Origin of the sequence: Heterorhizobium halophytocola (assembly GCF_017873095.1) — a bacterium.
In the GTDB taxonomy this organism is placed as follows: Bacteria; Pseudomonadota; Alphaproteobacteria; order Rhizobiales; family Rhizobiaceae; genus Allorhizobium; species Allorhizobium halophytocola.
On record NZ_JAGGJU010000010.1, the window covers coordinates 116,392 to 141,696 of the forward strand.

At 62.9% G+C, this 25,305-nt stretch carries 27 protein-coding genes; 14 read left to right on the forward strand and 13 right to left on the reverse strand.

Annotation, left to right across the window (positions count from 1 at the left end; all coding sequences use genetic code 11):
• Window positions 1-20 precede the first annotated feature (20 nt).
• From argH to J2Z17_RS17925, 4 genes are all read left to right on the forward strand, one after another.
• Window positions 21-1,424, forward strand: coding sequence for an argininosuccinate lyase (argH, locus tag J2Z17_RS17910; protein ID WP_209947011.1), 1,404 nt, complete (start codon window positions 21-23; stop codon window positions 1,422-1,424).
• Between the two features lie 98 nt (window positions 1,425-1,522).
• Window positions 1,523-1,699: an LPS translocon maturation chaperone LptM gene (gene lptM, locus J2Z17_RS17915; protein WP_209947012.1), complete on the forward strand. Its 177-nt coding sequence runs from the start codon at window positions 1,523-1,525 to the stop codon at window positions 1,697-1,699.
• A gap of 13 nt (window positions 1,700-1,712) precedes the next feature.
• A complete protein-coding gene (lysA, locus tag J2Z17_RS17920) occupies window positions 1,713-2,981 on the forward strand; it encodes a diaminopimelate decarboxylase (protein ID WP_209947013.1) in 1,269 nt (422 codons plus the stop codon).
• A 150-nt stretch (window positions 2,982-3,131) separates the two neighbouring features.
• Complete coding sequence (locus J2Z17_RS17925; RefSeq protein ID WP_377300139.1) at window positions 3,132-5,789, forward strand: TIGR02302 family protein; 2,658 nt, start codon at window positions 3,132-3,134, stop codon at window positions 5,787-5,789.
• Between the two features lie 86 nt (window positions 5,790-5,875).
• On the opposite strand, the gene J2Z17_RS17930 is transcribed toward J2Z17_RS17925, so the two are convergent.
• The 3 genes from J2Z17_RS17930 to J2Z17_RS17940 form a co-directional block, all read right to left on the reverse strand.
• Window positions 5,876-6,238: a response regulator gene (locus tag J2Z17_RS17930; protein ID WP_209947014.1), complete on the reverse strand. Its 363-nt coding sequence runs from the start codon at window positions 6,236-6,238 to the stop codon at window positions 5,876-5,878.
• A gap of 131 nt (window positions 6,239-6,369) precedes the next feature.
• Window positions 6,370-6,924: a hypoxanthine phosphoribosyltransferase gene (gene hpt, locus J2Z17_RS17935; RefSeq protein WP_209947015.1), complete on the reverse strand. Its 555-nt coding sequence runs from the start codon at window positions 6,922-6,924 to the stop codon at window positions 6,370-6,372.
• Between the two features lie 67 nt (window positions 6,925-6,991).
• Window positions 6,992-7,669, reverse strand: coding sequence for a hypothetical protein (locus tag J2Z17_RS17940; RefSeq protein WP_209947016.1), 678 nt, complete (start codon window positions 7,667-7,669; stop codon window positions 6,992-6,994).
• Window positions 7,670-7,858: 189 nt separating this feature from the next.
• On the opposite strand from J2Z17_RS17940, the gene ftsE reads away from it, so the two are divergent.
• The 4 genes from ftsE to J2Z17_RS17960 all read left to right on the forward strand — a co-directional run bounded on the left by ftsE (window position 7,859) and on the right by J2Z17_RS17960 (window position 11,190).
• Complete coding sequence (gene ftsE / locus J2Z17_RS17945) at window positions 7,859-8,518, forward strand: cell division ATP-binding protein FtsE (protein ID WP_209947017.1); 660 nt, start codon at window positions 7,859-7,861, stop codon at window positions 8,516-8,518.
• 58 nt (window positions 8,519-8,576) lie between these two features.
• Window positions 8,577-9,527, forward strand: coding sequence for a cell division protein FtsX (locus J2Z17_RS17950; RefSeq protein ID WP_245224206.1), 951 nt, complete (start codon window positions 8,577-8,579; stop codon window positions 9,525-9,527).
• A 79-nt stretch (window positions 9,528-9,606) separates the two neighbouring features.
• The gene (locus J2Z17_RS17955; RefSeq protein WP_209947019.1) at window positions 9,607-10,308 is read left to right on the forward strand and encodes a YdcF family protein; all 702 of its coding nucleotides are present in this window, start codon (window positions 9,607-9,609) and stop codon (window positions 10,306-10,308) included.
• A gap of 78 nt (window positions 10,309-10,386) precedes the next feature.
• Window positions 10,387-11,190 (forward strand): lysophospholipid acyltransferase family protein, encoded by an 804-nt coding sequence (locus J2Z17_RS17960; RefSeq protein WP_209947020.1) that lies wholly within the window; start codon window positions 10,387-10,389, stop codon window positions 11,188-11,190.
• Window positions 11,191-11,199: 9 nt separating this feature from the next.
• Here J2Z17_RS17960 and J2Z17_RS17965 read toward each other — a convergent pair whose 3' ends face one another.
• On the reverse strand, window positions 11,200-11,733 hold the full coding sequence (locus J2Z17_RS17965; RefSeq protein WP_209947021.1) for a gamma-glutamylcyclotransferase: 534 nt from the start codon (window positions 11,731-11,733) through the stop codon (window positions 11,200-11,202).
• Window positions 11,734-11,778: 45 nt separating this feature from the next.
• Here J2Z17_RS17965 and J2Z17_RS17970 point away from each other — a divergent pair, with 45 nt between their 5' ends.
• Window positions 11,779-12,786: a DUF2125 domain-containing protein gene (locus J2Z17_RS17970; protein WP_209947022.1), complete on the forward strand. Its 1,008-nt coding sequence runs from the start codon at window positions 11,779-11,781 to the stop codon at window positions 12,784-12,786.
• Between the two features lie 26 nt (window positions 12,787-12,812).
• Here J2Z17_RS17970 and J2Z17_RS17975 read toward each other — a convergent pair whose 3' ends face one another.
• The 3 genes from J2Z17_RS17975 to J2Z17_RS17985 form a co-directional block, all read right to left on the reverse strand.
• Entirely contained in the window at window positions 12,813-13,745 is a 933-nt protein-coding gene (locus J2Z17_RS17975; RefSeq protein WP_209947023.1) for a prephenate/arogenate dehydrogenase family protein, read from the reverse strand.
• Window positions 13,745-14,851 carry a pyridoxal phosphate-dependent aminotransferase gene (locus tag J2Z17_RS17980; RefSeq protein ID WP_209947024.1) on the reverse strand — a complete coding sequence of 369 codons (1,107 nt, stop codon included), beginning with the start codon at window positions 14,849-14,851 and terminating at the stop codon, window positions 13,745-13,747. Before J2Z17_RS17980 ends, J2Z17_RS17975 begins: the two co-directional genes overlap by 1 nt.
• An 84-nt stretch (window positions 14,852-14,935) precedes the next feature.
• Window positions 14,936-15,697, reverse strand: a complete 762-nt coding sequence (locus J2Z17_RS17985) for a class I SAM-dependent methyltransferase (RefSeq protein WP_209947025.1) — start codon at window positions 15,695-15,697, stop codon at window positions 14,936-14,938.
• An 85-nt stretch (window positions 15,698-15,782) separates the two neighbouring features.
• On the opposite strand from J2Z17_RS17985, the gene gloB reads away from it, so the two are divergent.
• Together gloB and J2Z17_RS17995 are read left to right on the forward strand one after the other, a co-directional pair.
• On the forward strand, window positions 15,783-16,553 hold the full coding sequence (gene gloB / locus J2Z17_RS17990) for a hydroxyacylglutathione hydrolase (protein WP_209947026.1): 771 nt from the start codon (window positions 15,783-15,785) through the stop codon (window positions 16,551-16,553).
• On the forward strand, window positions 16,553-16,990 hold the full coding sequence (locus J2Z17_RS17995) for a cupin domain-containing protein (RefSeq protein ID WP_209947027.1): 438 nt from the start codon (window positions 16,553-16,555) through the stop codon (window positions 16,988-16,990). The genes gloB and J2Z17_RS17995 overlap by 1 nt, the downstream gene beginning before the upstream one ends.
• On the opposite strand, the gene yddG is transcribed toward J2Z17_RS17995, so the two are convergent.
• Complete coding sequence (gene yddG / locus J2Z17_RS18000) at window positions 16,975-17,892, reverse strand: aromatic amino acid exporter YddG (RefSeq protein WP_209947028.1); 918 nt, start codon at window positions 17,890-17,892, stop codon at window positions 16,975-16,977. The two genes, J2Z17_RS17995 and yddG, sit on opposite strands and share 16 nt — an antisense overlap.
• Before the next feature lie 31 nt (window positions 17,893-17,923).
• Entirely contained in the window at window positions 17,924-18,700 is a 777-nt protein-coding gene (locus J2Z17_RS18005) for a DUF3108 domain-containing protein (RefSeq protein WP_342454427.1), read from the reverse strand.
• Between the two features lie 233 nt (window positions 18,701-18,933).
• Here J2Z17_RS18005 and rpmB point away from each other — a divergent pair, with 233 nt between their 5' ends.
• Together rpmB and J2Z17_RS18015 are read left to right on the forward strand one after the other, a co-directional pair.
• Window positions 18,934-19,224 (forward strand): 50S ribosomal protein L28, encoded by a 291-nt coding sequence (rpmB, locus tag J2Z17_RS18010; RefSeq protein WP_209947029.1) that lies wholly within the window; start codon window positions 18,934-18,936, stop codon window positions 19,222-19,224.
• Window positions 19,225-19,340: 116 nt separating this feature from the next.
• Window positions 19,341-19,979, forward strand: coding sequence for a queuosine precursor transporter (locus J2Z17_RS18015; RefSeq protein WP_209947030.1), 639 nt, complete (start codon window positions 19,341-19,343; stop codon window positions 19,977-19,979).
• Between the two features lie 63 nt (window positions 19,980-20,042).
• Here J2Z17_RS18015 and J2Z17_RS18020 read toward each other — a convergent pair whose 3' ends face one another.
• Window positions 20,043-21,035 (reverse strand): esterase-like activity of phytase family protein, encoded by a 993-nt coding sequence (locus J2Z17_RS18020; RefSeq protein ID WP_209947031.1) that lies wholly within the window; start codon window positions 21,033-21,035, stop codon window positions 20,043-20,045.
• A gap of 145 nt (window positions 21,036-21,180) precedes the next feature.
• On the opposite strand from J2Z17_RS18020, the gene J2Z17_RS18025 reads away from it, so the two are divergent.
• The gene (locus tag J2Z17_RS18025) at window positions 21,181-21,603 is read left to right on the forward strand and encodes a hypothetical protein (protein ID WP_209947032.1); all 423 of its coding nucleotides are present in this window, start codon (window positions 21,181-21,183) and stop codon (window positions 21,601-21,603) included.
• 40 nt (window positions 21,604-21,643) lie between these two features.
• On the opposite strand, the gene cobT is transcribed toward J2Z17_RS18025, so the two are convergent.
• Genes cobT through J2Z17_RS18040 form a run of 3 tightly spaced genes read right to left on the reverse strand, consistent with a single transcriptional unit; the run spans window position 21,644 to window position 25,223 of the window.
• Window positions 21,644-23,530: a cobaltochelatase subunit CobT gene (gene cobT / locus J2Z17_RS18030; protein WP_209947033.1), complete on the reverse strand. Its 1,887-nt coding sequence runs from the start codon at window positions 23,528-23,530 to the stop codon at window positions 21,644-21,646.
• A gap of 13 nt (window positions 23,531-23,543) precedes the next feature.
• Window positions 23,544-24,536 carry a cobaltochelatase subunit CobS gene (cobS, locus tag J2Z17_RS18035; protein WP_209947034.1) on the reverse strand — a complete coding sequence of 331 codons (993 nt, stop codon included), beginning with the start codon at window positions 24,534-24,536 and terminating at the stop codon, window positions 23,544-23,546.
• 60 nt (window positions 24,537-24,596) lie between these two features.
• On the reverse strand, window positions 24,597-25,223 hold the full coding sequence (locus tag J2Z17_RS18040) for a J domain-containing protein (RefSeq protein WP_209947035.1): 627 nt from the start codon (window positions 25,221-25,223) through the stop codon (window positions 24,597-24,599).
• Window positions 25,224-25,305 lie beyond the last annotated feature (82 nt).

Genomic DNA, 25,305 nt, shown 5'->3' on the forward strand with positions numbered 1-25,305 from the left:
GCAGTCTCCAGGGGCATAACATGGCTGACGACACGAAGCAGGAAACATCCTCCAACCAGATGTGGGGAGGCCGCTTCGCGTCCGGGCCGGCTGCGATCATGGAGGAGATAAATGCCTCGATCGGTTTCGACAAGAAGCTGTACGCCCAGGATATCCGTGGCTCGATCGCCCACGCGACCATGCTCGCCCATCAAGACATCATTTCCGTCGAAGACAAAGACAAAATCATAGACGGGCTGAACACGATCCTGTCAGAGATCGAAGAGGGCCGCTTCACCTTCTCGCGCAAGCTCGAAGACATCCACATGAACATCGAGGCAAGGCTTGCCGACCTGATCGGTCCGGCGGCCGGACGCCTGCACACCGCCCGCTCGCGCAACGACCAGGTGGCGCTCGACTTCCGCCTGTGGGTCAAGGAAGAGCTGCAGAAGGCAGAGGCGCTGCTGAGCAGCCTGATCGCCGCCTTTCTCGATCGCGCCGAAGAGCATGCCGAGACGGTGATGCCGGGATTCACCCATCTGCAGACGGCCCAGCCGGTCACCTTCGGCCACCACTGCATGGCCTATGTCGAGATGTTCGGGCGTGACCGCCAGCGCGTGCGCCATGCGATCGAGCACATGGACGAAAGCCCGATCGGGGCAGCCGCCCTTGCCGGCACCGGCTTTGCCATCGATCGTCACATGACCGCCAAGGCGCTCGGTTTCCGCGAGCCGACGCGCAACTCGATCGACACCGTGTCGGACCGCGACTTCGCGCTGGAATTCCTGTCGATCGCCTCGATCTGCGCCACCCATCTGTCGCGGCTGGCCGAAGAGATCGTCATCTGGTCGACCCCGCAATTCGGCTTCGTGCGCCTGTCGGATGCCTTCTCCACAGGCTCGTCGATCATGCCGCAGAAGAAGAACCCGGACGCCGCCGAACTGGTGCGCGCCAAGACCGGCCGCATCAACGGCTCGCTGATCGCGCTGCTGACGATCATGAAGGGCCTTCCACTCGCCTATTCCAAGGACATGCAGGAAGACAAGGAGCAGGTCTTCGATGCGGCCGAGAGCCTGGAGCTGGCGATTGCAGCGATGACCGGCATGGTCTCCGACATGACCGTGCGCGCCGACCGGATGAAGGCCGCTGCCGGCTCCGGCTATTCGACCGCGACCGATCTGGCCGACTGGCTGGTACGCGAGGCGGGCCTGCCCTTCCGCGATGCCCATCATGTGACGGGCCGTGCCGTCGCTCTGGCCGAGGAGAAGAACTGCGATCTCGGCGAGCTGTCGCTCGAAGACCTGCAGGCGATCCATGCCTCGATCACCCAGGCGGTGTTCGACGTGCTGACGGTCGAAGCCTCCGTCGCCAGCCGCCGAAGCTTCGGCGGAACCGCACCGAGCGAAGTCAAGAAGCAGATCGCCTGGTGGCGCGCGCGCAACTGATCAACGCCAACGATCCTGCCCATAACGAGAAATAGGGTGCACAAGGCCAGAATTTTCCGCTAGAGCCTTGGCATCGCATTCGACTGGACCCGGCCATAATGAACACGTTCGTACGCATGCTTGCAGTGACCCTGGCGGTCGGCACCCTTGTTGCCGGCTGCGGGCGAAAGGGCGATCTCGATCCTCCGAACATGCCGACCGACCAGCAGAACAAACTTTCGACCAAGGAGCAGAAGGTTCCAGACCGGCCCTTCGTCCTCGATCCGCTTCTCTGACAGGTCTTAGCACGTGAACCATTTCGAATATCGCGACGGGGTCCTCTACGCCGAAAACGTCCCCGTGCCGGAGATCGCCAAGGTCGTCGGTTCGCCCTTTTACTGCTATTCCACCGCGACGCTGGAACGTCATTACAAGGTCTTTGCCAAGGCTTTCGACGGCGCCGACGCGATGGTCTGCTATGCGATGAAGGCAAATTCCAACCAGGCCGTGCTGAAGACGCTGGCGAAGCTCGGATCCGGGGTCGACGTCGTCTCCGAAGGCGAACTGCGCCGTGCGCTGGCAGCCGGCATCCCGGCCGAGCGGATCATGTTTTCCGGCGTCGGCAAGACCGTCTCCGAAATCGACCTGGCGCTTGAGGTCGGCATCTACTGCTTCAACATCGAGTCCGAGCCGGAACTCGACATGCTCAATGCGCGGGCCGAAAAGGCCGGACGCCAGGCGCATGTCTCCTTCCGCATCAACCCCGATGTCGATGCCAAGACCCATCACAAGATCTCGACCGGCAAGAAGGGCGACAAGTTCGGCATCTCCTTCGACCGTGCCCGCACCGTCTATGCCCGCGCCGCCGAACTGCCCGGCATCAAGGTCACCGGCATCGACATGCATATCGGCAGCCAGATCACCGATCTGCAGCCCTTCGAGGATGCGTTCCGGCTGCTGCGTGGTCTGGTGACCAATCTGCGCGAGGACGGCCATACGATCGACCACGTCGATGTCGGCGGCGGTCTCGGCATTCCCTACCGCGAGGACAATCAGCCGCCGCCGGAGCCGGATGCCTATGGCCGGATCGTCAAGGACCAGCTTTCCGGGCTCGACTGCAAGATCGTCACCGAACCCGGCCGACTGATCGTCGGCAATGCTGGTATCCTGGTGACCGAGGTCATCTACGTGAAGGATGGTGGCGAGAAGACCTTCGTCATCGTCGACGCCGCGATGAACGACCTCATCCGCCCGACGCTCTACGAGGCCTATCACGAGATCAAGCCGGTGGTGATTTCTGCGGCCAACGCGCCGCGCATCCGCGCCGACGTGGTCGGCCCGGTGTGCGAGAGCGGCGACTATCTGGCGCTGGACCGGGAAATGACCATGCCGAAGGCCGGCGACCTTTTGGCGGTCGGTTCGGCCGGCGCCTATGGCGCGGTGCAGGCCGGGACCTACAACACCCGCCGCCTCGTGCCCGAAGTGCTTGTCAACGGTTCGGATTTCCATGTGATCCGGCCGCGTCAGAGCTATGAGGACCTCATCGGGCTCGATTCTATCCCCGACTGGCTCGCCTGAGCGTCATCACTTTTTCAGTGAACGAACAGAAATTTGGGCGTCTCGCGAGACGATACCCTCGTCTTCGCCACAAAGAATGATATCTTTGACGGTGTGCAGCGCGCCGGGACGGATGTCCCGAAGGCACCAGCGGGCTGCAACGGAGACCTGATGATGATAGCACCAGGCCATTCAGCCGGAAGGAAGGGTGCCCTTTACGATCACCCCCGGCTTGCGCGTCGCGTTGCCGTCAAACGTTTCCTCGCCAGGACGGTGCTCTTTGGCGAGCGCATCCTGCCGCTCCTGCTGCCGGTGCTCTGCATCGGCGCGCTGTTCGTGTCCTTCGCCTGGCTCGGCGTGTTCCGCATGCTGCCGGACTGGGTGCGGCTGGCCCTGGTCTTCGTGCTGATCTTTGCCTTTCTCGCCTCCTTCCTGCCCTGGACGAAACTGCGCTGGCCGAGTGCCGCCGAGGCTGACCGGCTACTGGAGCGCCGCAACGGGCTTTCGCACCAGCCGGTGGCGGTGCAGGACGACGCCCCGGCCTTCGACCAGCCTTTTGCGCGCGCGCTCTGGGAAGAGCACCAGCGCCGCATGGCCGAGCGGATCGCCGCACTCGATGCAGGCTATCCCCAGCCGGATATCGCGCGACATGACCGGTTTGCCTTGCGCACCATTCCGGCATTGCTCCTGGTCATCGCGTTTTTTTATTCCGGTTCGAACGGCGCCGGCGGCCTTGCCGATGCCTTCCGCTGGCAGACCGCAACCGGCGGCGCGCCGGGTACGCGGCTCGATGCCTGGATCACGCCGCCCGGCTACACCGGGCGTGCACCGATCTTTCTGACCGGCCGCGAGACCACCGGCGACGCCTTGCCGGCCATTCCGCAGTTTTCGACCGTCACCATCAGGCTGAGCGGCGGCAAGGGCGACGAGACCGTAAGCTTCGCCCCGACCAAGGGCGAAGCGATCGACATCGCCGCGCAGGCGAGCCAGAAGGCAGGCGGGGAAGCAACCGCTGCGGCAGATGGCACCGCCGCGACACCGGCAAATACGACTATCGCCACGACCTACAGCTTCAAGCTCGAACAGGACGGGGTACTGGAGGCCGCCGACCGGCAATGGGCGCTCAGTGTCGTGACCGACCAAGCGCCGGAAATCATGCTGGACGGCAATCCGCGGCGCGCCGCGAATGGCGCCCTGGAAATCCCCTACCGCGCCAAGGACGACTACGGCGTCTATGGGGCCCTGGCGGAAATCGAGCCCGTGGACGCGCCGGACGCCGGCGCGATGCCGCTCTATCCCCCGCCGGACTACAAGATCAACCTGCCCCGGCAGAACGCCCGCGATGCCAAGGGTGTTGCAAGCCATGATCTGACCGAGAACCCGCTGGCCGGAAAGCGCGTGCGCATCACCCTGGTGGCACGCGACGGCGCCGGCCAGGAAGGCCGCAGCAAGCCGACCGAAATGGTCCTGCCGGGCAAGATCTTCACCCAGCCGCTGGCCGCGGCCGTCGCCGAAGAGCGACAGGTCTTCGCGCTCGACACCCGCCAGTTACCCCGCGCCATCGAACTTAACGAAGCCCTGACGCTGAGGCCCGACGAGACCATTCCCAATCTCACCCATTACCTTGCGATCGTCTCGGCGCGGGAGCGGATGAAACTTTCTCGCACCAACGATCAGCTGAAGGACACGGCCGACTACCTCTGGGAGATCGCCCTCGGCATCGAGGATGGCAATCTGTCGCTTGCCGAGCGCAAGCTGCGCGATGCCCAGCAGGCGCTCGCCGATGCGCTGTCACGCAATGCCGGCGACGACGAGATCAAGAAGCTGATGGACGACCTGCGTGCCGCCATGCAGGATTTCATGAAGGCGCTCGCCGAACGCCAGCAGAACGATGCGACGCCCAACCAGCAGCAGGCGCAGAACATGCTCCGCTCGCGTGACCTCGACAACATTCTCGACCAGATCGAGAATCTCGCCCGCTCCGGCAATCGCGACGCGGCCCAGCAGATGCTGTCCGAACTGCAGCGGATGATGAACAACCTGCAGACCGGCCGCGACCCGAACGGCGGGCAGCAGCAGCAGAACAGCGAGGCACGCAAGCAGATCGACAAGCTTGGCGAGCTGATGCAGAACCAGCAAAAGCTCATGGACCAGACATACCAGCTGGATCAGGCGCTTCGGGACCGGATGCAACGCGGCGATCCCGATCAGGACCAGGATGGCGAAAACGGTGAAAACCAGCCGGGACAGCAGCAACAGGGGCAGGAAAGTCAAGAGGGCGATCAGCACCAGGGCGGCCAGCAGCCGACCGACCAGATGACCGCCGAGCAGCTGCGGGAAGCCCTGAAGAACCTGCGCCAGCAGCAGGAAGGCCTCGCCAAGCAGCTGCAGGAACTGCAGAAGGGGCTGAAGGGCCTCGGCATCAAGCCGGGCGACAAATTCGGCGAAGCGCAAAAGCAGATGGACGGTGCGGGCAAGGCGCTCGGCAAGGGTCAGGGCGAACAGGCCGTCGAGGGCCAAGGCAAGGCGCTGCAGGCGCTGCGCGACGGCGCGCGCGACATGATGAACCAGATGATGCAGGCCATGCGCGGTCAGGGCCAGGGTCAACAGCAAGGCCAGGGACAGGGCAACCAGAACGGTCGCGATCCGCTTGGCCGACCACGCCAGACCACCGGCCCGGATTTCGACGAGCGGGTGAAAGTGCCGGACGAGATCGACGTGCAGCGCGCCCGCGAGATCCTCGAAGCGATCCGCAAGCGGCTCGAGAACAACAATGGCAGCCCGAACGAGCGCCGCTATCTCGAACGGCTACTCGACATCCAGCAATAGGCTGTCTGCCTCAAGACGAACATGAAAGCCGCGGGACATTGCCGCGGCCTTTTTCTGTGGGGTTGTCTTAAGGCGGGAGGCCGGCCTCAGGGGGCCAGGGCGCGGGCGACGGCCTTGCGGATTTCCGGCAGGGCGAAAGGCTTGGAGACGACGTCCACGACCTTTTCGGCCAGATCGTCGGCCCGTTCCCGCTGTTCGGCATAGCCGGTCATCAGCAGGATCTTCATCTCGGGATAATCGGCGGATGCGCGATGGGCAAGCTCGATGCCGTCCATTACCGGCATGCGGATATCCGACAGCAGCAGATCGAAATCGCTTTCCTCGACAAGGCGTTCCAGACCCTCGGCACCATCGGCAGCCTCGATCGTTTCATGGCCATCCATCCGCAAGGCGCGGGCGACAAACATCCGCAGGGAATCTTCGTCTTCGGTGATAAGGATCTTGGCCATTCGCGTCATAACTCCCGTCGGTGTGCGTGGGCGGAAATTCGCCCGGCAACCCTTGTCGAGTGGTTAAGATCTGTCGCTATCTCGCGTGCAATGGTTAACAGCTTCTGTCGAATTTTACCAATGCGAACGGCTCAGGGTGCATCCGGCGCATCGCCGGTGACGACACCGACAAACGGCAGTTCACGGAAGGCATAGGCGACATCCATGCCATAGCCGACGACGAAATAGTCGGGGCATTCGAACCCCACATGGTCGGCTTCGAGGTTCTCCTCGCGCTTCACGCTCTTGTCGAGCAGAACGGCAATGCTGACGCTCTTGGCGCCGCGCTCATACATCAGCTCCTTGGCAAACAGCAGTGTGCGGCCGGATTCCAGGATATCGTCGATCAACAGAATGTTACGGCCCGCCACATCGCTGTCGATGTCCTTGATGATCTTGACGCCCTGCGACACCGTGCCCCGGCCATAGCTCGACAGTGTGATGAACTCGACCTCCGGTGCCAGACCTGTGCTGTGCAGCGCGCGGATCAGGTCTGCTGCGAAAATGAAGGAACCCTTCAGCACCGCAATGACCAGAAGATCGTCGCTCGGGCCCTTGGCAATCTCGGTTGCCAGCACGCGATTACGCTCCGCGATCTGCTCTGCCGTGTAGAGCGGCTCGATAAGCTTTCCTCTGACAATGTGCATGGCGGGGCCCTTCATCGCTTGATCCGCGACGTCGATATCGCGATTGATCGCTCGGCGATAGCACAGCTCAGAGAGAGTGAGCAGCCGTCTGGTCGAAGAAAAGCTTCAGTTTCGGCAATTTTCCACCGGCATAGGGGATGCGCGCACTCATGCCACGGCTTTGGCCGGGCTTGATGCTGCCGCTTGGCGTTGCCACAAGCACCGAACCGACGACCGTGCCGTCCAGCGTCAGGTCGGCGCGGATCGGCGGCACGGACTGCTCGGATTGCGACCGGTTCTGCACGATGGCATTGATGCCCAGCACCCGCATTCCGTTGGCATCATGGGAGGTCAGCGTAACATGGTCGATGTCGAGCGGATGGGTGCTGGCAATGGCGGTTGCAGGCTCGGCAAGCAGGGTCGATAGCGCACCGCCGGCGGCAAAGACGGCGAGGCAGATCGCCGCGAGGATGCCGCTGAACAGGCGCCCGGACGAACTGCCGAGCAAGTGCGAGGCAAGCTGCGCGAAGGTGAGACGCGGTTCGATCGGGGCGGTTGCCCATGCGGGCTCCGGCCGGCGGTGGAAACCTTTTGCCTCGCAGCGGCGTTCGGTAAAGGAGCGGCGGGGTCCGTCGATGACGGTGATGAAGTCCGCATCGACGACATCGGCCCCGACCAGGGAACGTCGAACAGGCTGGCGTCGCTCGGGCAGGAGCAGATCCGGTTGCGGTTCCTGCGGCGGCTCTCTAAAACGAAACGCGTGCATGCAGCCCGCCTTTCCGCCTTGCGGCTTCATCTTTGCATTGAAAACAGGCAGCTACATACGTAAATTTAAATGGTTAATGCTTCGCAAAACATGGGTGCATGGCTGGCTTTTTACGGCGACATTTACCGGCCGTTAACCGAACAGGTTAACAAATCGCCCGAACCTTCGGTTGACTGACGGGATATCGCGTTGATCCATTTCGAAAATGTCGGCCTGCGTTACGGCATGGGTCCGGAAATCCTCCGGGACCTGACCTTCGACATTCCGACCCGCTCCTTCCAGTTTCTGACCGGGCCATCCGGCGCGGGCAAGACGACATTGTTGCGGCTGCTGTTCATGTCGCTGCAGCCGACGCGTGGCCTGATCCGCAGCTTCGGCCGGGACATCGCCAAGATCCCGCGCAACGACCTGCCGATGCTGCGCCGGCGGATCGGTATCGTCTTCCAGGATTTCCAGCTGCTCGAACACCTGACGACCTATGAGAACGTCGCCCTGCCGCTGCGGGTGCGCGGCAAGGACGAGGCGAGCTACAAGCAGGACGTTCTGGAACTTTTGAAATGGGTCGGGCTCGGCGAACGGATCAATGTCCTGCCCCCGGTGCTCTCGGGCGGCGAGAAGCAGCGCGTGGCGATTGCCCGGGCGCTGATCGACCGGCCGGAGATCCTGCTTGCCGACGAACCGACCGGCAATGTCGATCCGCCCATGGCCAAGCGGCTTCTGAGCCTTTTCCTCGAACTCAACCGGCTCGGCACCGCCGTGGTGATCGCAACCCACGATCTCGGCCTGATGGATCAGGTCGATGCGCGCCGGATGATCCTGTCGGAAGGACGGCTGGATATCTATGAGTGAGACCCGCCCAGCGCCCAAAGCTCCGCCCGAAAGCGGACCGCCCGCCCGCCGGGCACCCATGCGGGTGCGCAAGACCGCTCCGATCGTGCCCTCCACCAATATCCAGGGCAATGCGCTGATGGTGGTGATTGCCATCATGTCCTTCCTCGCCTGCCTGACGCTCGGCGCGGTTTCCATGGTCAAGGCGACGGCGAACGGATGGCAAAGCCAGATTTCCCGAGAAATCACCATCCAGATCAAGCCGGAAGACGGGCTCGACATGGAAAAGGCACTGGTCAAGGCAAAGGATCTGGCGCTGACCTTCGTCGGCACAAGGACAGGCCAGATCATGGACGAAAAGGCCACCGCGCGGCTGCTCGAACCCTGGCTCGGCACCGGTCTCGACATCAACGACCTGCCCGTCCCCCGTCTGGTGATCGTCACCATCGACGAGAGCAACCCGCCCGACTTCGCCGCCATGCGCGACATGCTGACGGCGGAAATCCCGCAGGCCTCGCTCGACGATCACCGCACCTGGGTCGACCGCCTCGTCTCGATGGCCCGCACCACCGTGATGATCGGACTCGGCATCCTCGGCCTGGTGTTTACCGCCATGGTGCTCACGGTCGTCTTTGCCACCCGCGGCGCGCTGTCCGGCAACCGCCATATCGTCGAGGTGCTGCATTTCGTCGGTGCGGAAGGCAGCTTCGTCGCCAACGAATTCCAGAAGCATTTCCTCAAGATCAGCATCAAGGGTTCGGCGGTCGGCGGCGTGCTGGCCGCCAGCGTGTTTGCGGTCGCAAGCTTCTGGCAGAGCCGCAGCCTGGCCACCCCGCAATCGGACCAGGCGTCCGCCCTGTTCGGCACATTCACCATAGGCTTTCTCGGTTATCTCGGCATTCTGGCAACGATCGTCATCATCGCGCTGCTAACCATGCTTACAGCCCGCCTGACGGTGATACGCACGATCTACGAGTTGGACCTGATTCGGTCCGATCCGGCACGGACCGACGGGCTGATGGGGGACTGACGCGTTTGGCCTCCGATTTGAAGAAGGCTTGCTTGGCGCACCGCAAGACGGCTAAGCAGCAAGGATGGACGCGGACAGAATGACGACAGGGCGGAAATCCAGGCCGGACGGGCAATCCAGCGATCACGTGTTCCGCCGTCGCGGACCGTTGCGTCGTACCTTGCGCTATTGCGGCTATGTCGCCCTGGTCTTTGCTGCCGTCTTTTGCGGCGGCTTTCTCATTTTCGTCGACAGCGTCACGAATCTCGAACCGCCGGCCGCCCCGGCCGCGGATGCGATCGTCGTCTTGACCGGCGGCTACCAGCGCATCGACCAGGCAGTCGAACTGCTGGAGCGGGGCGCCGGCAAGCGACTGCTGATCTCCGGCGCGCACCCGACCACCACCGCCGAGCAGATCCGCCGCACGACCAATGGTCCCGCCAAGCTGTTCGGCTGCTGCGTCGATGTCGGCTACGAAGCGCAGGACACGATCGGCAATGCCAACGAGACGGCGAACTGGATCCGCGATAATGCCTATCGCACGATCCTTGTGGTCACCAGCAATTACCACATGCCGCGCAGCCTGCTCGAATTGCGGCGTATCAACCGTGACACGGCGTTCATCCCCTACCCGGTTGTCAATTCCGACCTGAAGCATACCGACTGGATGTTCGATCCCAACGCGCTGCGCACGCTGCTGTCGGAATACGGCAAGTTCACCATCGCCTATGTCCGCGACATCACCGGTTGGCACGGCAGCACGGGTTTGCGTGATCCCGAGCTGGCGCCGTCGGCCCCGTGAACGCGGACAGCCGATGTCTTTTGCTTGCAAGATTTATCGTGTAGTTCCTCTGGCATTCCGAGAAAGGCCCGCGCGCTCATGATCCGTCTGCGTTCGATTGTGTTCAACACGCTGTTCTACGCCAATCTGATCCTCAGGATGATCATCCTGGCACCCTATTATTTCGTCGTGCCGCGCAAGCGCGCCTATCGGATTCCGAAGAACTGGGCAAAATCCAGCACCTGGCTGATGGAAAAGATCGTCGGCACCACCTTTGAGATCGAGGGGCTGGAGAACATTCCCGACGGCGGTTACATCCTGTCGCCGAAGCATCAGTCCTTCTGGGACACGTTTGCGCTGCTGCCCTATCTCAACGACCCGGTCTATATCCTGAAGCGCGAACTGATGTGGATTCCGCTGTTCGGCTGGTATGCGGCCAAGCAGAAGATGATCCCGGTCAATCGCGGCGCGCGCGGCAAGGTCATGGCCGGCGTGATGTCACAGACCAAGGACGAAATGCGCAATGGCCGTCAGCTGATCATCTATCCTGAGGGCACACGCCGTCCGCCGGGCGCCGATCCGGTCTACAAATATGGCATTGCCCGCCTCTACCGCGATCTCGACGTGCCGGTCGTACCGGTCGTCATGCATCCCGGCCTGTTCTGGCCGCGGCGCACGACGCTGCGTTTTCCCGGCCATTTCCGGGTGCGCATATTGCCGCCGATAATGCCCGGAATGGACCCGGACGCCTTCTTCGACAAGCTGCTGGCTGACATGGAAACGGCAAGCGACGAACTGCTGATCGAGACGGTGCGCAACAACCCCGATCTGCCCGTTCCGGCCAGCGCCGAAACACGGCTGAAGGCCCTTGGGGCCGGCGACCTCGTTCACAAGCGGCGCTGAGACGGCCGGTCAGGCCGACCGGTCGGCCACGGGAATGAGGCTCTCGACCTTTTCCAGCCAGTGGTCGCGGATGCCGGCTTCCCGCAGATGGGCGACCGTATTGGTGAGATAGGCGATATTAGGCCCGGAGCGCCCGACCGCCGATCCGACGACCCTTGCGGCTTCCGCCGGCGTGATCGCACCGGAATACTGCACATGCCGGCGATCGACCACGTAGGTCACGGCCGACACCGAACGACGATCCGCCAGCTGCACCGGAACCTGCCGCTCGAGATAGACGTTGGTGACCAGTTCGCGTTCGCGCAGGTAGTCGAGCGTTTCGGGCCAGTGATCGGAGGCCACCTTGAACGCCACGCCCTTGCAGGAGCCGCCTCGGTCGAGACCCAGCACGAGCCCCGGATTTTCCTGGGTGCCGCGATGAACCCAGGAGCGGACGCAGAGGGAGCGGTGATAACCGAAGGCCCGCCCCAGACTGCGCTCCTCATAGGGGAAACCCGGGTTCCACATCAGCGAACCGTAGCCAAAGACCCAAAATTCGTCCATATCGCCCATCACTAAGACGGCTTCCCATCCAAACCGGAGTATCCGATGGCCCAGCAAGCGCAGACATCGAAGACGAGCCGTAAGATCCTGCTTCTCGGCCTCGCGATCGTGGCCGTGTGCGTGGTCTATAGCGGAGCCTGGTATGTCGCCGCAACCACCCTGCAGGGTCGGCTGGAGCGGATCTTCAAGGACCAGAACCCCTGGCGGGCCAATGTCACCTGCGAAAACCAGGACCTGCGCGGCTATCCGTTCCGCATCGGCGTGTTTTGCGACACGCTGTCCTTCGACGATCCGAAACGGGGAATCTCCGGCACGTTCGGGGCGCTGCGCTCGGCAGCCCAGGTCTATGCGCCGGGCCACATCATCTGGGAACTCGACGGCCCCGGCCAGGTCCGGACCACCAACGGCGAGCTGATTTCGCTCGAATGGTCGGATCTGCGTTCCAGCGTCGTCACCGGCCTGACGGCGATCAAGCGCAGCTCCGTCGAAGCCAAGCAGTTTCATGCCACCATGACGCCACCTACCGGCCTGCCGATGGCTGAGGTCCGCAGTCCCTCGATCGAGACCCATGTCCGGGCGAATGGCGACGATCTCGACTATGCTGCCATTGGCCGCGACATCGAACTCAGCCTCGACGGCGGCAAGTTCACCCTGCCGCTGTTTTCGGCCAGCGTCGACATGACGCTTGCCGACCGTGCCGACCTTATGGGCTTTCGGGGCGGCGAGACGGATCTGCATGGCCTGAAGACGGAAATTCGAAAGGTGGCGATCGCGCTCGGCGAAAAGCAGGAAATTTCCGCAAGCGGCCCGCTATCGGTCGACGACAAGGGACGGCTTTCCGGCAATCTGCGGCTGGAAATCAACGGCGTGTCCGAAATCGCCAAGACGCTGAAGGATTTCGCGCCGGAGGCTGCAGACAATATCGATACCGGTGACAAGGTGCTGATCGCGCTTTTCGGCGGCGATCAGAAAGGCTCTGCCGAATTCAAGATCCGCAAGGGCGTGGTGACGCTCGGCATCTTTCCGATCTACACCATTCCCCCGATCCGGTAGACCAAGCGGGAAAACACCCGCGGCCGTCAGCTTTCCGGCGTGTCGAGCACGTGGCGGCCGAAATCCGGCGTGTCGACGTCCTGACCGGCTTCGACGATGGAGCGGCGAATGGAGCGCGTCCGGCTGAACAGTTCGAACAGCTTGTCGCCCTCCCCCCAGCGGATTGCCCGCTGCAGATAGGCCAGGTCTTCCGAAAAGCGTGCCAGCATTTCCAGAAGCGCATCCTTGTTGTGCAGGCAGACGTCCCGCCACATGGTCGGGTCGGAGGCCGCGAGACGGGTGAAGTCGCGGAAACCGGAGGCCGAATACTTGATCACTTCCGATTCGGTCACCGTTTCCAGATCGTCCGCCGTGCCGACGATATTGTAGGCGATGATGTGCGGCAGATGCGAGACGATCGCCAGCACCTTGTCGTGATGCTCGGGATCCATCTCGTCGATCTTGGAGCCGAGCGCTTCCCAGAAGCTTCGCAGCCGGCCAAGCGCGTCCGGATCGGTATCGGCAAGCGGGGTAAAGATGCACCAGCGGCCCTTGAACAGGCCGCGGAAACCGGCGTCCGGACCGGATTTCTCCGTGCCCGCCAGCGGATGCCCCGGAATGAAATGCACGTTGGACGGCATGTGCGGCGCCATCTGTGCGATGACCGAGGCCTTGGTCGAACCGACATCGGTCACGATCGCGCCGGCCTTCAGATGCGGTGCAATCTGTTTGGCGACGGCTTCCGAAGCACCGACCGGCACCGAGACGATCACCAGGTCGGCATCCGTTACCGCCTCTTCCGCCGCAAGCGTGTAGCCGGTGCCCAGATCGAGCTCCCGGGCACGCTTCAGCGTGTCGGCACTGCGGGTCGAGATGGTGACGTCACGGGCAAGGCCGAGAGCCTTCACGTCCCGTGCAATCGAGGATCCGATCAGGCCGATGCCGATTAGCGTGATCTTGTCGAACAGCGGTTCTGCCATCACGCCCGCCCCATGAACTCGCCGAGCGTTTCGATGACGCCGCGATTGGCCTCTTCGGTGCCGACCGTCATGCGCAGCGAATTGGCAAAGCCATATCCCTTCACCGCACGCAGGATATAGCCGCGGCTGGTGAGGAAGGCATCGGCATCGTCGGAACGCTTGCCGTCGACATCCGGGAAATGGATCAGCAGGAAGTTGGTGACCGACGGCGTCACTTTCAGCCCGATGGCCTCGAAGGCATGGGTAAGCTTGTCGAGCCAGAGCAGATTGTGCTCGATGGCGGTTTCGACGAAATCGCGATCGCGGATCGCAACCGCACCGGCGGCAATGGCCGGCGCGTTGAGGTTGAACGGCCCACGCAGCCGATTGACGGCATCGATGATGTCGAGCGGTGCATACATCCAGCCGATCCGCAGGGCCGCCAGACCGTAGATCTTCGAGAAGGTCCGGGTCATCACCACATTGCGGCTGTTCGACACCAGTTCGATGCCGGCCTCGTAGTCGCTTTCGCGCACATATTCGGCATAGGCCGCGTCGAGCACCAGCAGGACATGCCTGGGCAGGCCGGCCTGCAGGCGGCGCACTTCGCTGACCGGAAGATAGGTGCCGGTCGGATTGCCCGGATTGGCGATGAAGACGATCTTGGTCTTCTGCGTCACCGCGGCAAGGATCGCATCGACGTCGACCTGGCAGTCCTTTTCCTTAACCACGACCGGCGTGCCGCCGCTGCCGAGAATCTGGATCTTGTAGACCAGGAAGCCGTGCTCGGTGATGATCCCTTCGTCGCCGGCCGACAGATAGCACTGGCACAGCAGCCCGAGCAGTTCGTCGGACCCGTTGCCGCAGAGGATATTGGCGGTGTTGAGACCATGTACGGAGGCGATCGCCTCCCGCAACGCGGTAGCCTGGCCGTCGGGATAGAGTTCGAGATGGCCAACGCTCTGACGGAAGGCTTCGATCGCATGCGGGCTCGGGCCGAGCGGTGTTTCATTCGACGACAGCTTGAACACCCGGGCGACGCCCGGGGCATGTTCCTTGCCCGGCACATAGGCTGCAATGTCGAGAATGCCCTTGCGAGGAACAGGCTTCAGCGCGTCGTTGCTCATCGGATGATCTTTCCTGAAAATGTCTGGGCGACCTAGAGGTTTTGGCCTTGTCGATTAGACCGGATAACAGCACTTGTCGAGAGTTCAACTCTTGGCCGAGGGCTCGCGCGCCGAGCGTGTCGTCGGCACGCCCTGCGGCGCCAGAACCGGGACGAAGACCCGGCGCGAGGCGCGGGCGGCGACCGGCAGGCCCTGATAGAGACGCTTTTGTGCCTCGGCGATGATCACGCCGGAAAACACCGGCCAGATCGACCTGCCGAGCCGCTCGAAACTGCTGCGCAGCTTCAACAGCGCGCGGATGCGGGTCGGCGGAAAGAACAGCGCCTCGGAACTGGCACCGGGGGTAAAATTCGTCTCCCGAAACAGCGCCGTCAGCTGACCGCGCGAATAGGGCCGGCCCGACCCGAAAGGCGTATGCTCGAGCTGGGCCCAGACGCCGCGGCGGTTCGGCACGACGATCACCAGCCGCCCTCCGGGCGCCAGCACCCGCCAGATCTCCTTCAGCGTCTCGCGCGGATTTTCCGCGAACTCGAGCGAATGCACCATCAGCACCCGGTCGACGGAGGCGTCGGGCAGCGGCAGCTCCTCGTCGAACACCAGCACCGTGTCGGAGGCTTCGGCCGGCGGCCAGTTGACCGCCCCCTGCCCCGCCGGCATGAAGGCGAAGGTGCGCTCGGTATCGGCGCGGAAGCGATCGAGATAGGGCACGGAATAGCCGAGGCCCACCAGCCGTTCGTCGGGCAGACGGGCCCAGAGCGACGACAGCGCCAGCGAGATGGATTGCTCTGTAACCCGGCCCAACCTCGAATGATAAAACTGGCGTAGATCTACGATATCGACATGCATGGCATAATTGATAGCACCCGACGGTTGGACTTCAAGGCCGCAGCCATTAGATTCATCTCAAAGCAATCAAGGGCGGATCCGCATCATGAAAACACTCGAAATCGAAGTCTTTCCGTGTCGCAGCGACAATTTCGGCGTTCTGATCCATTGCCCGGAGGGCAATCTGACGGCGGCGATCGATGCGCCCGAGCTCGAATCGGTGGTCGCTGCGGCCGAACTGCGCGGCTGGCCGATCACCCATGTCTTCACCACCCACCACCACACCGACCACGTCGAGGGCAATCTCGGGCTGAAGGAACGCTATGACTGCGAGATCATCGGCCCGGTCAACGAGGCGATCGCCATTCCCGGCCTCGACCGCGCCATGGGCGACGGCGACAGCTTCCAATTCGGTGATTACACGGTCAACGTGATCGAGACGCCCGGACATACCGCGGGGCATATCTGCTATCATATCCCCGAAGCCAAGTTGCTGTTTGCCGCCGATACGCTGTTTGCGCTCGGCTGCGGTCGCCTGTTCGAACGCCCGGCTGCCGACATGTGGCATTCGCTGCAGAAACTCGCAGCCCTGCCGGACGATACCTCCGTCTATTTCGGCCATGAATACACGTTGTCCAATGCCCGCTTTGCCGTGACGGTCGATCCGCATAACGAGGCGCTGGCGGCGCGTGCCAAAGAGATCGAAGCCCTGAGGGCCGAGGGCAAGTTCACCATTCCGACGACGATCGGGCTGGAGAAACAGACCAATCCCTTCCTCCGGCCCGGCGATCCGGCGATCCGCGAGCATCTCGATATGGCCGACAAGAGCGACGAGGACGTCTTCGGCGAGATCCGCCGGCTGAAGGACAGCTTTTGATGTCGGCTGAAGCAGAAGCGATCATCGCTGCGCTGGAGCTTCAGCCGCATCCGGAAGGCGGCTGGTATTCAGAGACCTTCCGCGATGCCGGCAAAGGCGGCCGGGGCCACTCGACCGCCATCTATTATCTTCTGAAGGCAGGCGAACGCTCGCACTGGCACCGGGTCCGCGACGCGGCCGAAGTCTGGCATCACTATGCCGGAGGCCCGCTTGCGCTATACCGCTCGGACGATGGCGAGCGGGTCGAGACGATCGTGCTCGGGTCCGGCATCGAACGGGGTGAACGTCCGCAGGCGGTCATCCCCGCAGGCTCCTGGCAGGCTGCCGAACCACTTGGCAGCTTCGTTCTGGTCGGCTGCACGGTGGCACCGGGCTTTGATTTCTCGACCTTCGAGATGGCGGCGAGCGACTGGGCTCCGGGTCAGACATCGGCCTGACCGGTTGCGTCCGACGGCACGACCGGCCCTGCCTTGACCGCACGACGCCGGATCATGTCCTTTGCCGCGATCACGGCGCCGCCTGTGATCAGCAGGCAGGCAAAGCCCAGCGCCGGCGTCGGCTCGGCGAAACCGCAGGCGACGAGAATAAGTGTCGACAGCAGCGGCGCGGCATAGCTGGCGGCACCGAGGATCTGGATATCCCCCGCCTTGACCCCGTAGTCCCAGGCATAAAAGGCCGCACCGACCGGTGCGAGTCCGAGGCCGACCACCGCCAGCCATTGCGAGGCGCCTGTCGGCCACACGGTCGTCTCCAGCATCAGATGGCAAAGAAGAGAGAGCACCGATGTCGCAAGACAAAAGCCGGTGACCACATCCGTCGATGCGGCATCGTGACGACGGGTCAGCAGCGAATAGCTGGACCATGTCAGAGCGCACAGCAAAGCCGCACCGTAGCCCAGCGCATAGCGCGGATCGAAATCCAGGCCATGCTTGCCGATAATCAGGACAGTACCGGCAAGCCCGGCCAGTGCACCGACGAGATGATGCCATCCGAGCCGCTCGCCAGGCAAGAATGCGGAGCCGACCACGATCAGCAGCGGCCAGAGATAGGCGATCAGTCCCGCCTCGGCCGCCGGCGCGTTGCGCAGCGCGGTGAAATAGAGGAAGTGGTAGCCGAACAGGCCAACAATGCCGATGATCCAGACGAAGGCCGGCTGGCGCAACAGCTTCAGGCGCTCAGGCTTGGCGATGAAGGTCGCGATGCCCGGCAGGCTGCCGATGGCAAAGCAGATCGCGGAGAGCTGGAACGGCGGCATGGTGCCTGATGCGGCGGTAAAAAGCGCCAGGAAGGACCACATGACGACGGCCGAAAAACCGATCAGGGTTGCCCTGAACCGCATGCTCACTCCTCTGTCTGGAAACCGGCAGGACTCAGCCGTCAAAGCGGATGGCGCTGATGTCGACCGCCCCGTAGCGGGTCGGGATCACGGCGCGCACAGGAGCATATAGCGGCAGGTCGCCGGCTTTGGCAAACCAGATCTCCATGCCGGTCGAGCGCTTCAGGGCCTCGATGTCGTCGCGCCCCTGCTTGAAGCCCGCCTTCGGCACGTAGCGCACGCCGCAGACCACCGCCTCGGTGCTGACCTTGCCCTGGTCATAGACGCGCTTGCCCTTTGGCGACATCACAAGGTCGAGCCGGCTTTCTCCGTCGAAAACCGGCAGAGTGCGCGAGCAGACATCGCCGCTGGACGGCACCATCAGACTGGTCAGCGGATCCAAAACCGCCTGAAGGTCGGCCGGCGTGACCGGTACCCACGTCTTCGGCCGACGCTTCGGTGCGGGCGTGATATGGCTTTCGGTGACATTGCCGCCGGCCAGAAGCACTTTGTAAGTCTCGGTCTGCTTGCCCTTGCGATAGACGAGCGAATAGCTGCGCGGCTCGAGGCGCGCATCCGAGACCTTGCCGGATGTGGAGGTCTTGGCCGAGATCTCGGTGATCAGGTTGACGATGGCACCCGACTTGAACTCACCGGCAATCGAGTAATGGTCCTTGTCCATCAGCGTGATGAAGGACGCCTGCGCGATCGGAATGCCGGCCAACGTGATCTGGTACTCGGTACGCGACTGCGTGGCATCCTGCGCCATGGCCGGCGCGGCGCCCAATCCGAGGAGCGCGATGGCAATGAGACGGGTTGCAAACGTGGGCACTTATTAAGACCTCGACCAGACGGATAGCCCCTTCCGGGGGAAGGCCTATCTTTCGTGAAACTATGTCAATAAAATAGCGGGCAGGTGCTTCGATCGCACGAAAGCGCGCGCAATGGCTTGACTGGGACCGCCAGTCTGACTATAGAACCGCAACTTTCCAATAGACGAGTTGGATTGCCGCGCGGAATATTGTCCGCCGAGCCGATTCACGATGAAGAAGAAATAGGTGTAACATGTCCCGCAGTTGCGAATTGACCGGCAAGGGCGTCCAGACGGGCAACAATGTCAGCCACGCCAACAACCGGAGCCGTCGTCGGTTCCTGCCGAACCTTTGCGATGTAACCCTGATGTCCGACGTTCTCGGCCAGCGTTTCCGTCTGCGCGTCTCGGCAGCTGCTTTGCGCTCCGTCGAGCATCGCGGTGGTCTGGATGCCTTCCTGATGAAGGCCAAGGAAACCGAACTGAGCATGCGCGCTCGTCTGCTGCGCCGTCAGATCGCCAAGAAGACCGCCGAAGCCGCTTGAGGCTTTCAGCCGTCACGACATACTGTCGAAGCATGAAGGCTTGAACGGAGATATCCGGACAGGCCTTTTGCTTTGGTTTCATCCCTCCAACTGGTGGCATCACCCAGGATAAAAAAATGCCCGTCTTCCGCTATATCGCTATTTATACGGCCCTCATGACGGCCGTCGTCGTCGCCTCCAACATCCTCGTACAATACCCCTTTCCGGGCGTCCTGTTCGGGATCCAGCTGAGCGATCTGCTCACCTACGGCGCCTTCATCTACCCCTTCGCCTTTCTCGTCACGGATCTTGCCAACCGGCAGTTCGGCCCGTCGAATGCCCGCAAGGTGGTGTTTGCCGGCTTCGTTGTCGGCGTTATCCTCTCCTATGTGACGTCGCAGCCACGCATCGCCATGGCCTCCGGCACGGCCTATCTGGTCGGCCAGCTGCTCGATATCAGCGTGTTCAACCAGCTGCGCCGCACAAGCTGGTGGAAGGCACCGCTGCTCGGCTCGATGCTGGGCTCGGTCATCGACACGGTGATCTTCTTCTCGCTGTCCTTTGCCCCCGCCTTTGCCTTTCTCGGCGCCAATGACGATTTTGCCATTGGCTGGGCTCCGGTCCTAGGCGTCTTCAGCACCGAAGCGCCGCGCTGGATCTCCTGGGCGCTCGGCGACCTGACGGTGAAGGTTCTGGCCGGCCTGGTACTGCTGCTACCCTATGGCGCCCTGATGAGCACGCTGCGGCCCATGCCCCCGGCACGCGCCGCCGCCTGACGCCAGCACACTCGAAAAAAAACAAGCCGCGCCTCACCCGCGCGGCTTTTCTGTCAGTGGCGGTCAGTCTTGCAGCCGGAACTCCAGCATCAGATTGCGCTGGAGAATGGAGTGATTGTCGTCTGAGACCATGATCAGGCTGGCCGAACCGTCAGCATGCGGGATGACATCCAGTCCCTCCATGTTGTCGATACCGTCGCCCATGCCCGCCTGCAGCACGACCGCTCCGTCGAGCACCGCTCCGGGACGGATATCGCTGCCCTTGATCCGCCTGATGCGCATGCCGACACCGGTTGTGAGGGTGAAACGCCGTTCCAGCAACAGCAGATCGCCGTCGGGCAGGAATGCCCCGTCGGTCACGTCGAAATCGTCGCGCTGCACCACACGCAACTCGCCCTTCATCGGTCCATCGACGATGCCACCATAGAGACGACCTTCCGCGTCCACGCTCTTCTCCGAGATCGCCAGCAGGCCGCCTGCAAGCGGGCCCTCCTTCGGCGACGCCACAAGCGTTTCCAAGCCGCCATTGGCCCTGAGCTCCCGTACGGGAAACGGGATCGGCAGGCTGCGCTGCGGCCGGCTGTTCCGGAAGTCAGTGGCCGGGTAAGCATCGATGCGATGGCGCTGTTCGAAGCCGACGATGACGTCATCGCCTCGCAGTGCCACGCTCTCGGCATCCATCAGCCATTTGCCAGGCCGGCGCCGGCCCTCGCCGTCCAGCATGGGGGTGATGTCGCCGTCATCGATTCCCGACAGCCGACCTTCTCCATCCCGCGCAATCCGGCCGCTCAACCAGTGACCGGTGTCGAGAACCCCGATGAAATGCGTCCCGTCCGGGGTGAAGCGGACCGAGGACCACGCACCGAACAGCGGCTCCGTCGACCAGAGTTCCAGCCCGCCGACAAATGCGATCTTTGCATCCGTCGGCGCGAACGAGAAATGCGTGATCGGCTCGGCCTGGATTGTCAGAGATTGCGAGGCGGCGGGCCCGGCAAGAGCCAGCACCAGAGCGACACCGGCAAGCAGCGTGCGAGATTTCAAAACGGCCAAAAACATGCTCCTGCGGGCGCGGTGTCGCCCTTCTTAGGAAGCGCGACGGGCATGGTCAAGCAACCGCCGCGACGAGCAGATTTGCAGGCCCAGCCAGACGCAAGCTGTGGGCAATAGGGTCGTCACATTCTGCAAAAACAAGGAGAATGGCATGACCAGTTTCTTCGGCGTGTTCTTCGGAACCAACAGCATGCAGACCTATGGCGGCCAGACGGCCAAGGCGCCGGATTTCAACGCCTGGTTCAGCGGCGCCATGGACGACCTGCTCTCTCGCGATGCCGGGACGCGCAGCCCGCCAAGGCCCCTCGAGCACCAGGATATCGACCACCACGACCTGCGGACCAAGCTTCGCGAGCAATTGTCCGAATGGGCAGACATGTCCGTCGGGGAGCGCCTGCGCCAGCAATATCTCGACGCCCACGACCTCAGCGACGAGGCGCTGGAAGCCATGCCAGCGGACGAGCGGGCAAAGGTCGAAAAAGAGATTGCCGCCTATGTCGAAGACGGGCTGAAGCGGATGAGCGGCACGGACGATGCGGGTGCCGCACCGGACTCCCTGAGGCCAGGGGCCTGATCAGGACAAATTCTGCAACGCGCTAGAGCCGGTCGCGGGTTCATCGGGACCCGCGACGTCCCCTCTTGGAAATGTCTTCGAACAGACCAGCCAATTGTTCGGTCATGGCGCCCGCCAGTTCGTCGGCATCGACGATGGTAACGGCCCGGCGATAATAACGCGTCACGTCGTGCCCGATGCCGATGGCCAGCAGCTCGACCGGCGAGCGCTGCTCGATATTCTCGATCACGGCGCGCAGATGCCGCTCGAGATAATTGCCGGGATTGACCGACAAGGTGGAATCGTCGACCGGCGCACCGTCGGAGATCACCATCATGATCCGGCGCTGCTCGCGCCGAGCCAGCAGACGGTTATGGGCCCAGATCAGCGCCTCGCCATCGATGTTTTCCTTCAGCAGCCCCTCGCGCATCATCAGGCCGAGATTGCGACGGGCACGCCGCCACGGCGCATCGGCGGACTTGTAGACGATATGGCGCAGGTCGTTGAGGCGGCCGGGCGACGGCGGCTTGCCGTTGGCCAGCCAGTTCTCGCGGCTCTGGCCACCCTTCCACGCCTTTGTGGTGAAGCCGAGGATCTCGACCTTGACGCCGCAACGCTCCAGCGTGCGGGCCAGAATGTCGGCGCAGGTCGCCGCGACCGTTATCGGCCGGCCGCGCATCGAGCCGGAATTGTCGATCAGCAGCGAGACGACCGTGTCGCGGAACTGCGTGTCGCGCTCCATCTTGAACGATAGCGGCTGCATCGGGTCGATGACCATGCGCACAAGGCGGGCACTATCGAGATAGCCCTCTTCCAGGTCGAAATCCCAGGAGCGGTTCTGCTGCGCCATCAGGCGGCGCTGCAGACGGTTGGCAAGCCGCCCGACCGCCCCCTGCAGGTGCGCCAGCTGCTTGTCGAGAAAAGCGCGCAGACGCTCCAGCTCGGCTTCATCGCACAGTTCTTCGGCCGTGATGATCTCGTCGAAATCCTCGGTGAAGACCGAGTAATCGACCTTCTCGTTGAAATCGTCGAAAGGACTTGCCGGCCGGCGCATTTCGCCCGGCGTCTCGGAATCGTCGTCGCCTTCGTCGGAAAGGTCGTCCTCCGACATCTCGGCGCCGTCCATCTCGCCGTCATCGAGCTGTTCGTCGGAGGCCTCGCTCTCTTCGGCCGGCGCCTGTTCGGTGCCGGTCTCTTCCTCGCTCGAATTCTCGTTTTCCTCGTTCGAGCGTGGCTGTTCCTCTTCGGAATTTTCCTCTTCCTGGCCTTCCTCCGGCGTGTCGCCGAAGTCCTCGGCCATCTCCATGGCGCTCAGCATGTGGCGGATGACGCGGGCAAAGGCCTGCTGGTCCTCGATGGTGCCCTTCAGGCCGGTGAGGTCGTCCCCGGCCTTCTCCTCGATAAACGGGCGCCAGAGGTCGAGCACCTTGCCGGCGCTTGCCGGTGCCTTGTCCCCGGTAAGCGTCTCGCGCACCAGCATGGCGATGGCTTCGGCGATCGGCGCGTCTTCCTTGCGGGTGATTCCGGCGAAATTCGCCCGGGCATATTTCTCCGCGTTCATGGCCCCCATATTGGTGGCCATGCCGCTCATCCGGAGCGCTCCGATGGATTCGACGCGCGCCTGTTCGACCGCATCGAAAACCGCACGGGCATCGGTGCCGACCGGCGCCATGGCCGCATGCACCTTCTGGTCATGGCAGGCGATCCTGAGGGCCATGGAATCGCCGAGGCCGCGGGTGACCGCCACTTCCTCTGCCGTCGGTCGCTTGGAAAGCTCGGGCAGACGGATACGCTCGCCCGCAAGGCCGGGGCGCTCATTGGCGAAGGAAACCTCGACCTCGCCATTGGCCGCGACCGAACGGACGCAGCCCGTCACGGCGCGCCGGAAGGGCTCCGTGTCGACGATTGCGCCGGGTCTCGGACGGGAGTTGTCACCGCGTGCTGCCATGGGCCTGATCTCCTCAGGCGCCGAGAACGATGTTGGCGGCACTCTCCTTCAGCTCCGTCCCGAACACGCGCTGGTATTGTTCTGCCACCAGCGTGCGTTCCAGTTCGTCGCACTTGTTGAGGAAGGTGATGCGGAAGGACATGCCGATATCGCCGAAGATCTCGGCGTTTTCCGCCCAGGTGATCACGGTACGCGGGCTCATCACGGTCGACAGGTCGCCGTTGATGAAGGCCGAGCGCGTCAGGTCGGCAAGACGCACCATCTTGTTGATCGAATCGCGGCCGGCATCGCTCTTGTTAAAGCTCTTGACCTTGGCCAGAACGATATCGACTTCCTTCTCATGCGGCAGGTAGTTCAGCGTGGTCACGATCGACCAGCGGTCCATCTGCGCCTGGTTGATCTGCTGCGTGCCGTGATAGAGGCCGGTGGTGTCGCCGAGGCCGACGGTATTGGCGGTGGCGAACAGGCGGAAGGCCGGATGCGGGCGGATGACGCGGCTCTGGTCGAGCAGCGTCAGGCGGCCGGAGGATTCCAGCACCCGCTGGATGACGAACATCACGTCCGGGCGGCCGGCGTCGTATTCGTCGAAGACCAGCGCGACATTGTGCTGGTAGGCCCAGGGCAGGATGCCGTCCTTGAATTCGGTGATCTGCTTGCCGTCCTTCAGGACGATGGCGTCCTTGCCGACGAGATCGATACGGCTGACATGACTGTCGAGGTTGACGCGCACGCAAGGCCAGTTCAGCCGGGCAGCGACCTGCTCGATATGGGTCGACTTGCCGGTGCCGTGGAAGCCCGACACCATGACGCGGCGGTTGTGAGCAAAGCCGGCGAGGATGGCGAGCGTCGTGTCGCGATCGAAAAGGTAATCCGGATCCAAGTCAGGAACATAGGCATCCGCTTGGGTATAGGCCGGAACCCGAATATCGCTATCGATGCCGAAGACCTCCCGGACCGAAACGGTGGTGTCCGGAAGATTGGTAATATCAAGATCAATTTTGCTCATTGTCACTCCATGCCGGGGGAGGACCGGCCGCCTGCGAACGTCCAGTTCTAACCATGTCGCTTAACAGAAACCAGACTGCTTTAACAATTGATACGCCTGAATGACAGCCCGAAAACGCTCTTCAGAGCCCCGGTCTCCGCCATTCGCGTCGGGGTGATGCTTCTTCACCAGTTCCTTGTAGCGAGACTTGATTTCATCCGATGTCGCGGTGCCCTTCAGGTCGAGGGTGTCGAGCGCCTTGGCCTCCAGCGTCTTCAGCTTGCGGCCCTGCTGCTTGGGCCGGATGCGACCGGTGCCTTCCCCGACAAAACCGAAGGGATCCTTCAGCCGTGCCGCCGACGCGGCCGAGCCGGACCGCGCGGTCGAATGCAGGGGGCTCGCCTTGGTGGTCTTGTTGACCCCCATGGCCCAGGTCGGGCGATGACCGGTGATCGCCTCCTTCTGGTAGCGGGCAACCTCGGTGTCTGAAAGACCCGAGAAATAGTTGTAGCCCTTGTTGTACTCCTTCACGTGCTCGAAGCAGAAAAGGAAGAACTGGTCTTCGGCATGGCGGCCGACCGGCGCGCGATGCGCACCGGGTCTTTCGCAGCCATCCCATTGGCAGGTGTGGTTGACGACCTCGGCCTCGCGCTCGGCAGGTTTGCGGCGCGTGCGGATTTTGTCGAAGTATTTCGATTCGAGTTTCATCGGGTAATTATGGGGAGTTCATGAGGGGTGGACAAGAATTGACAAATCGGATTTCTAGGCGCCGGATAGGGCTATTTTTTGA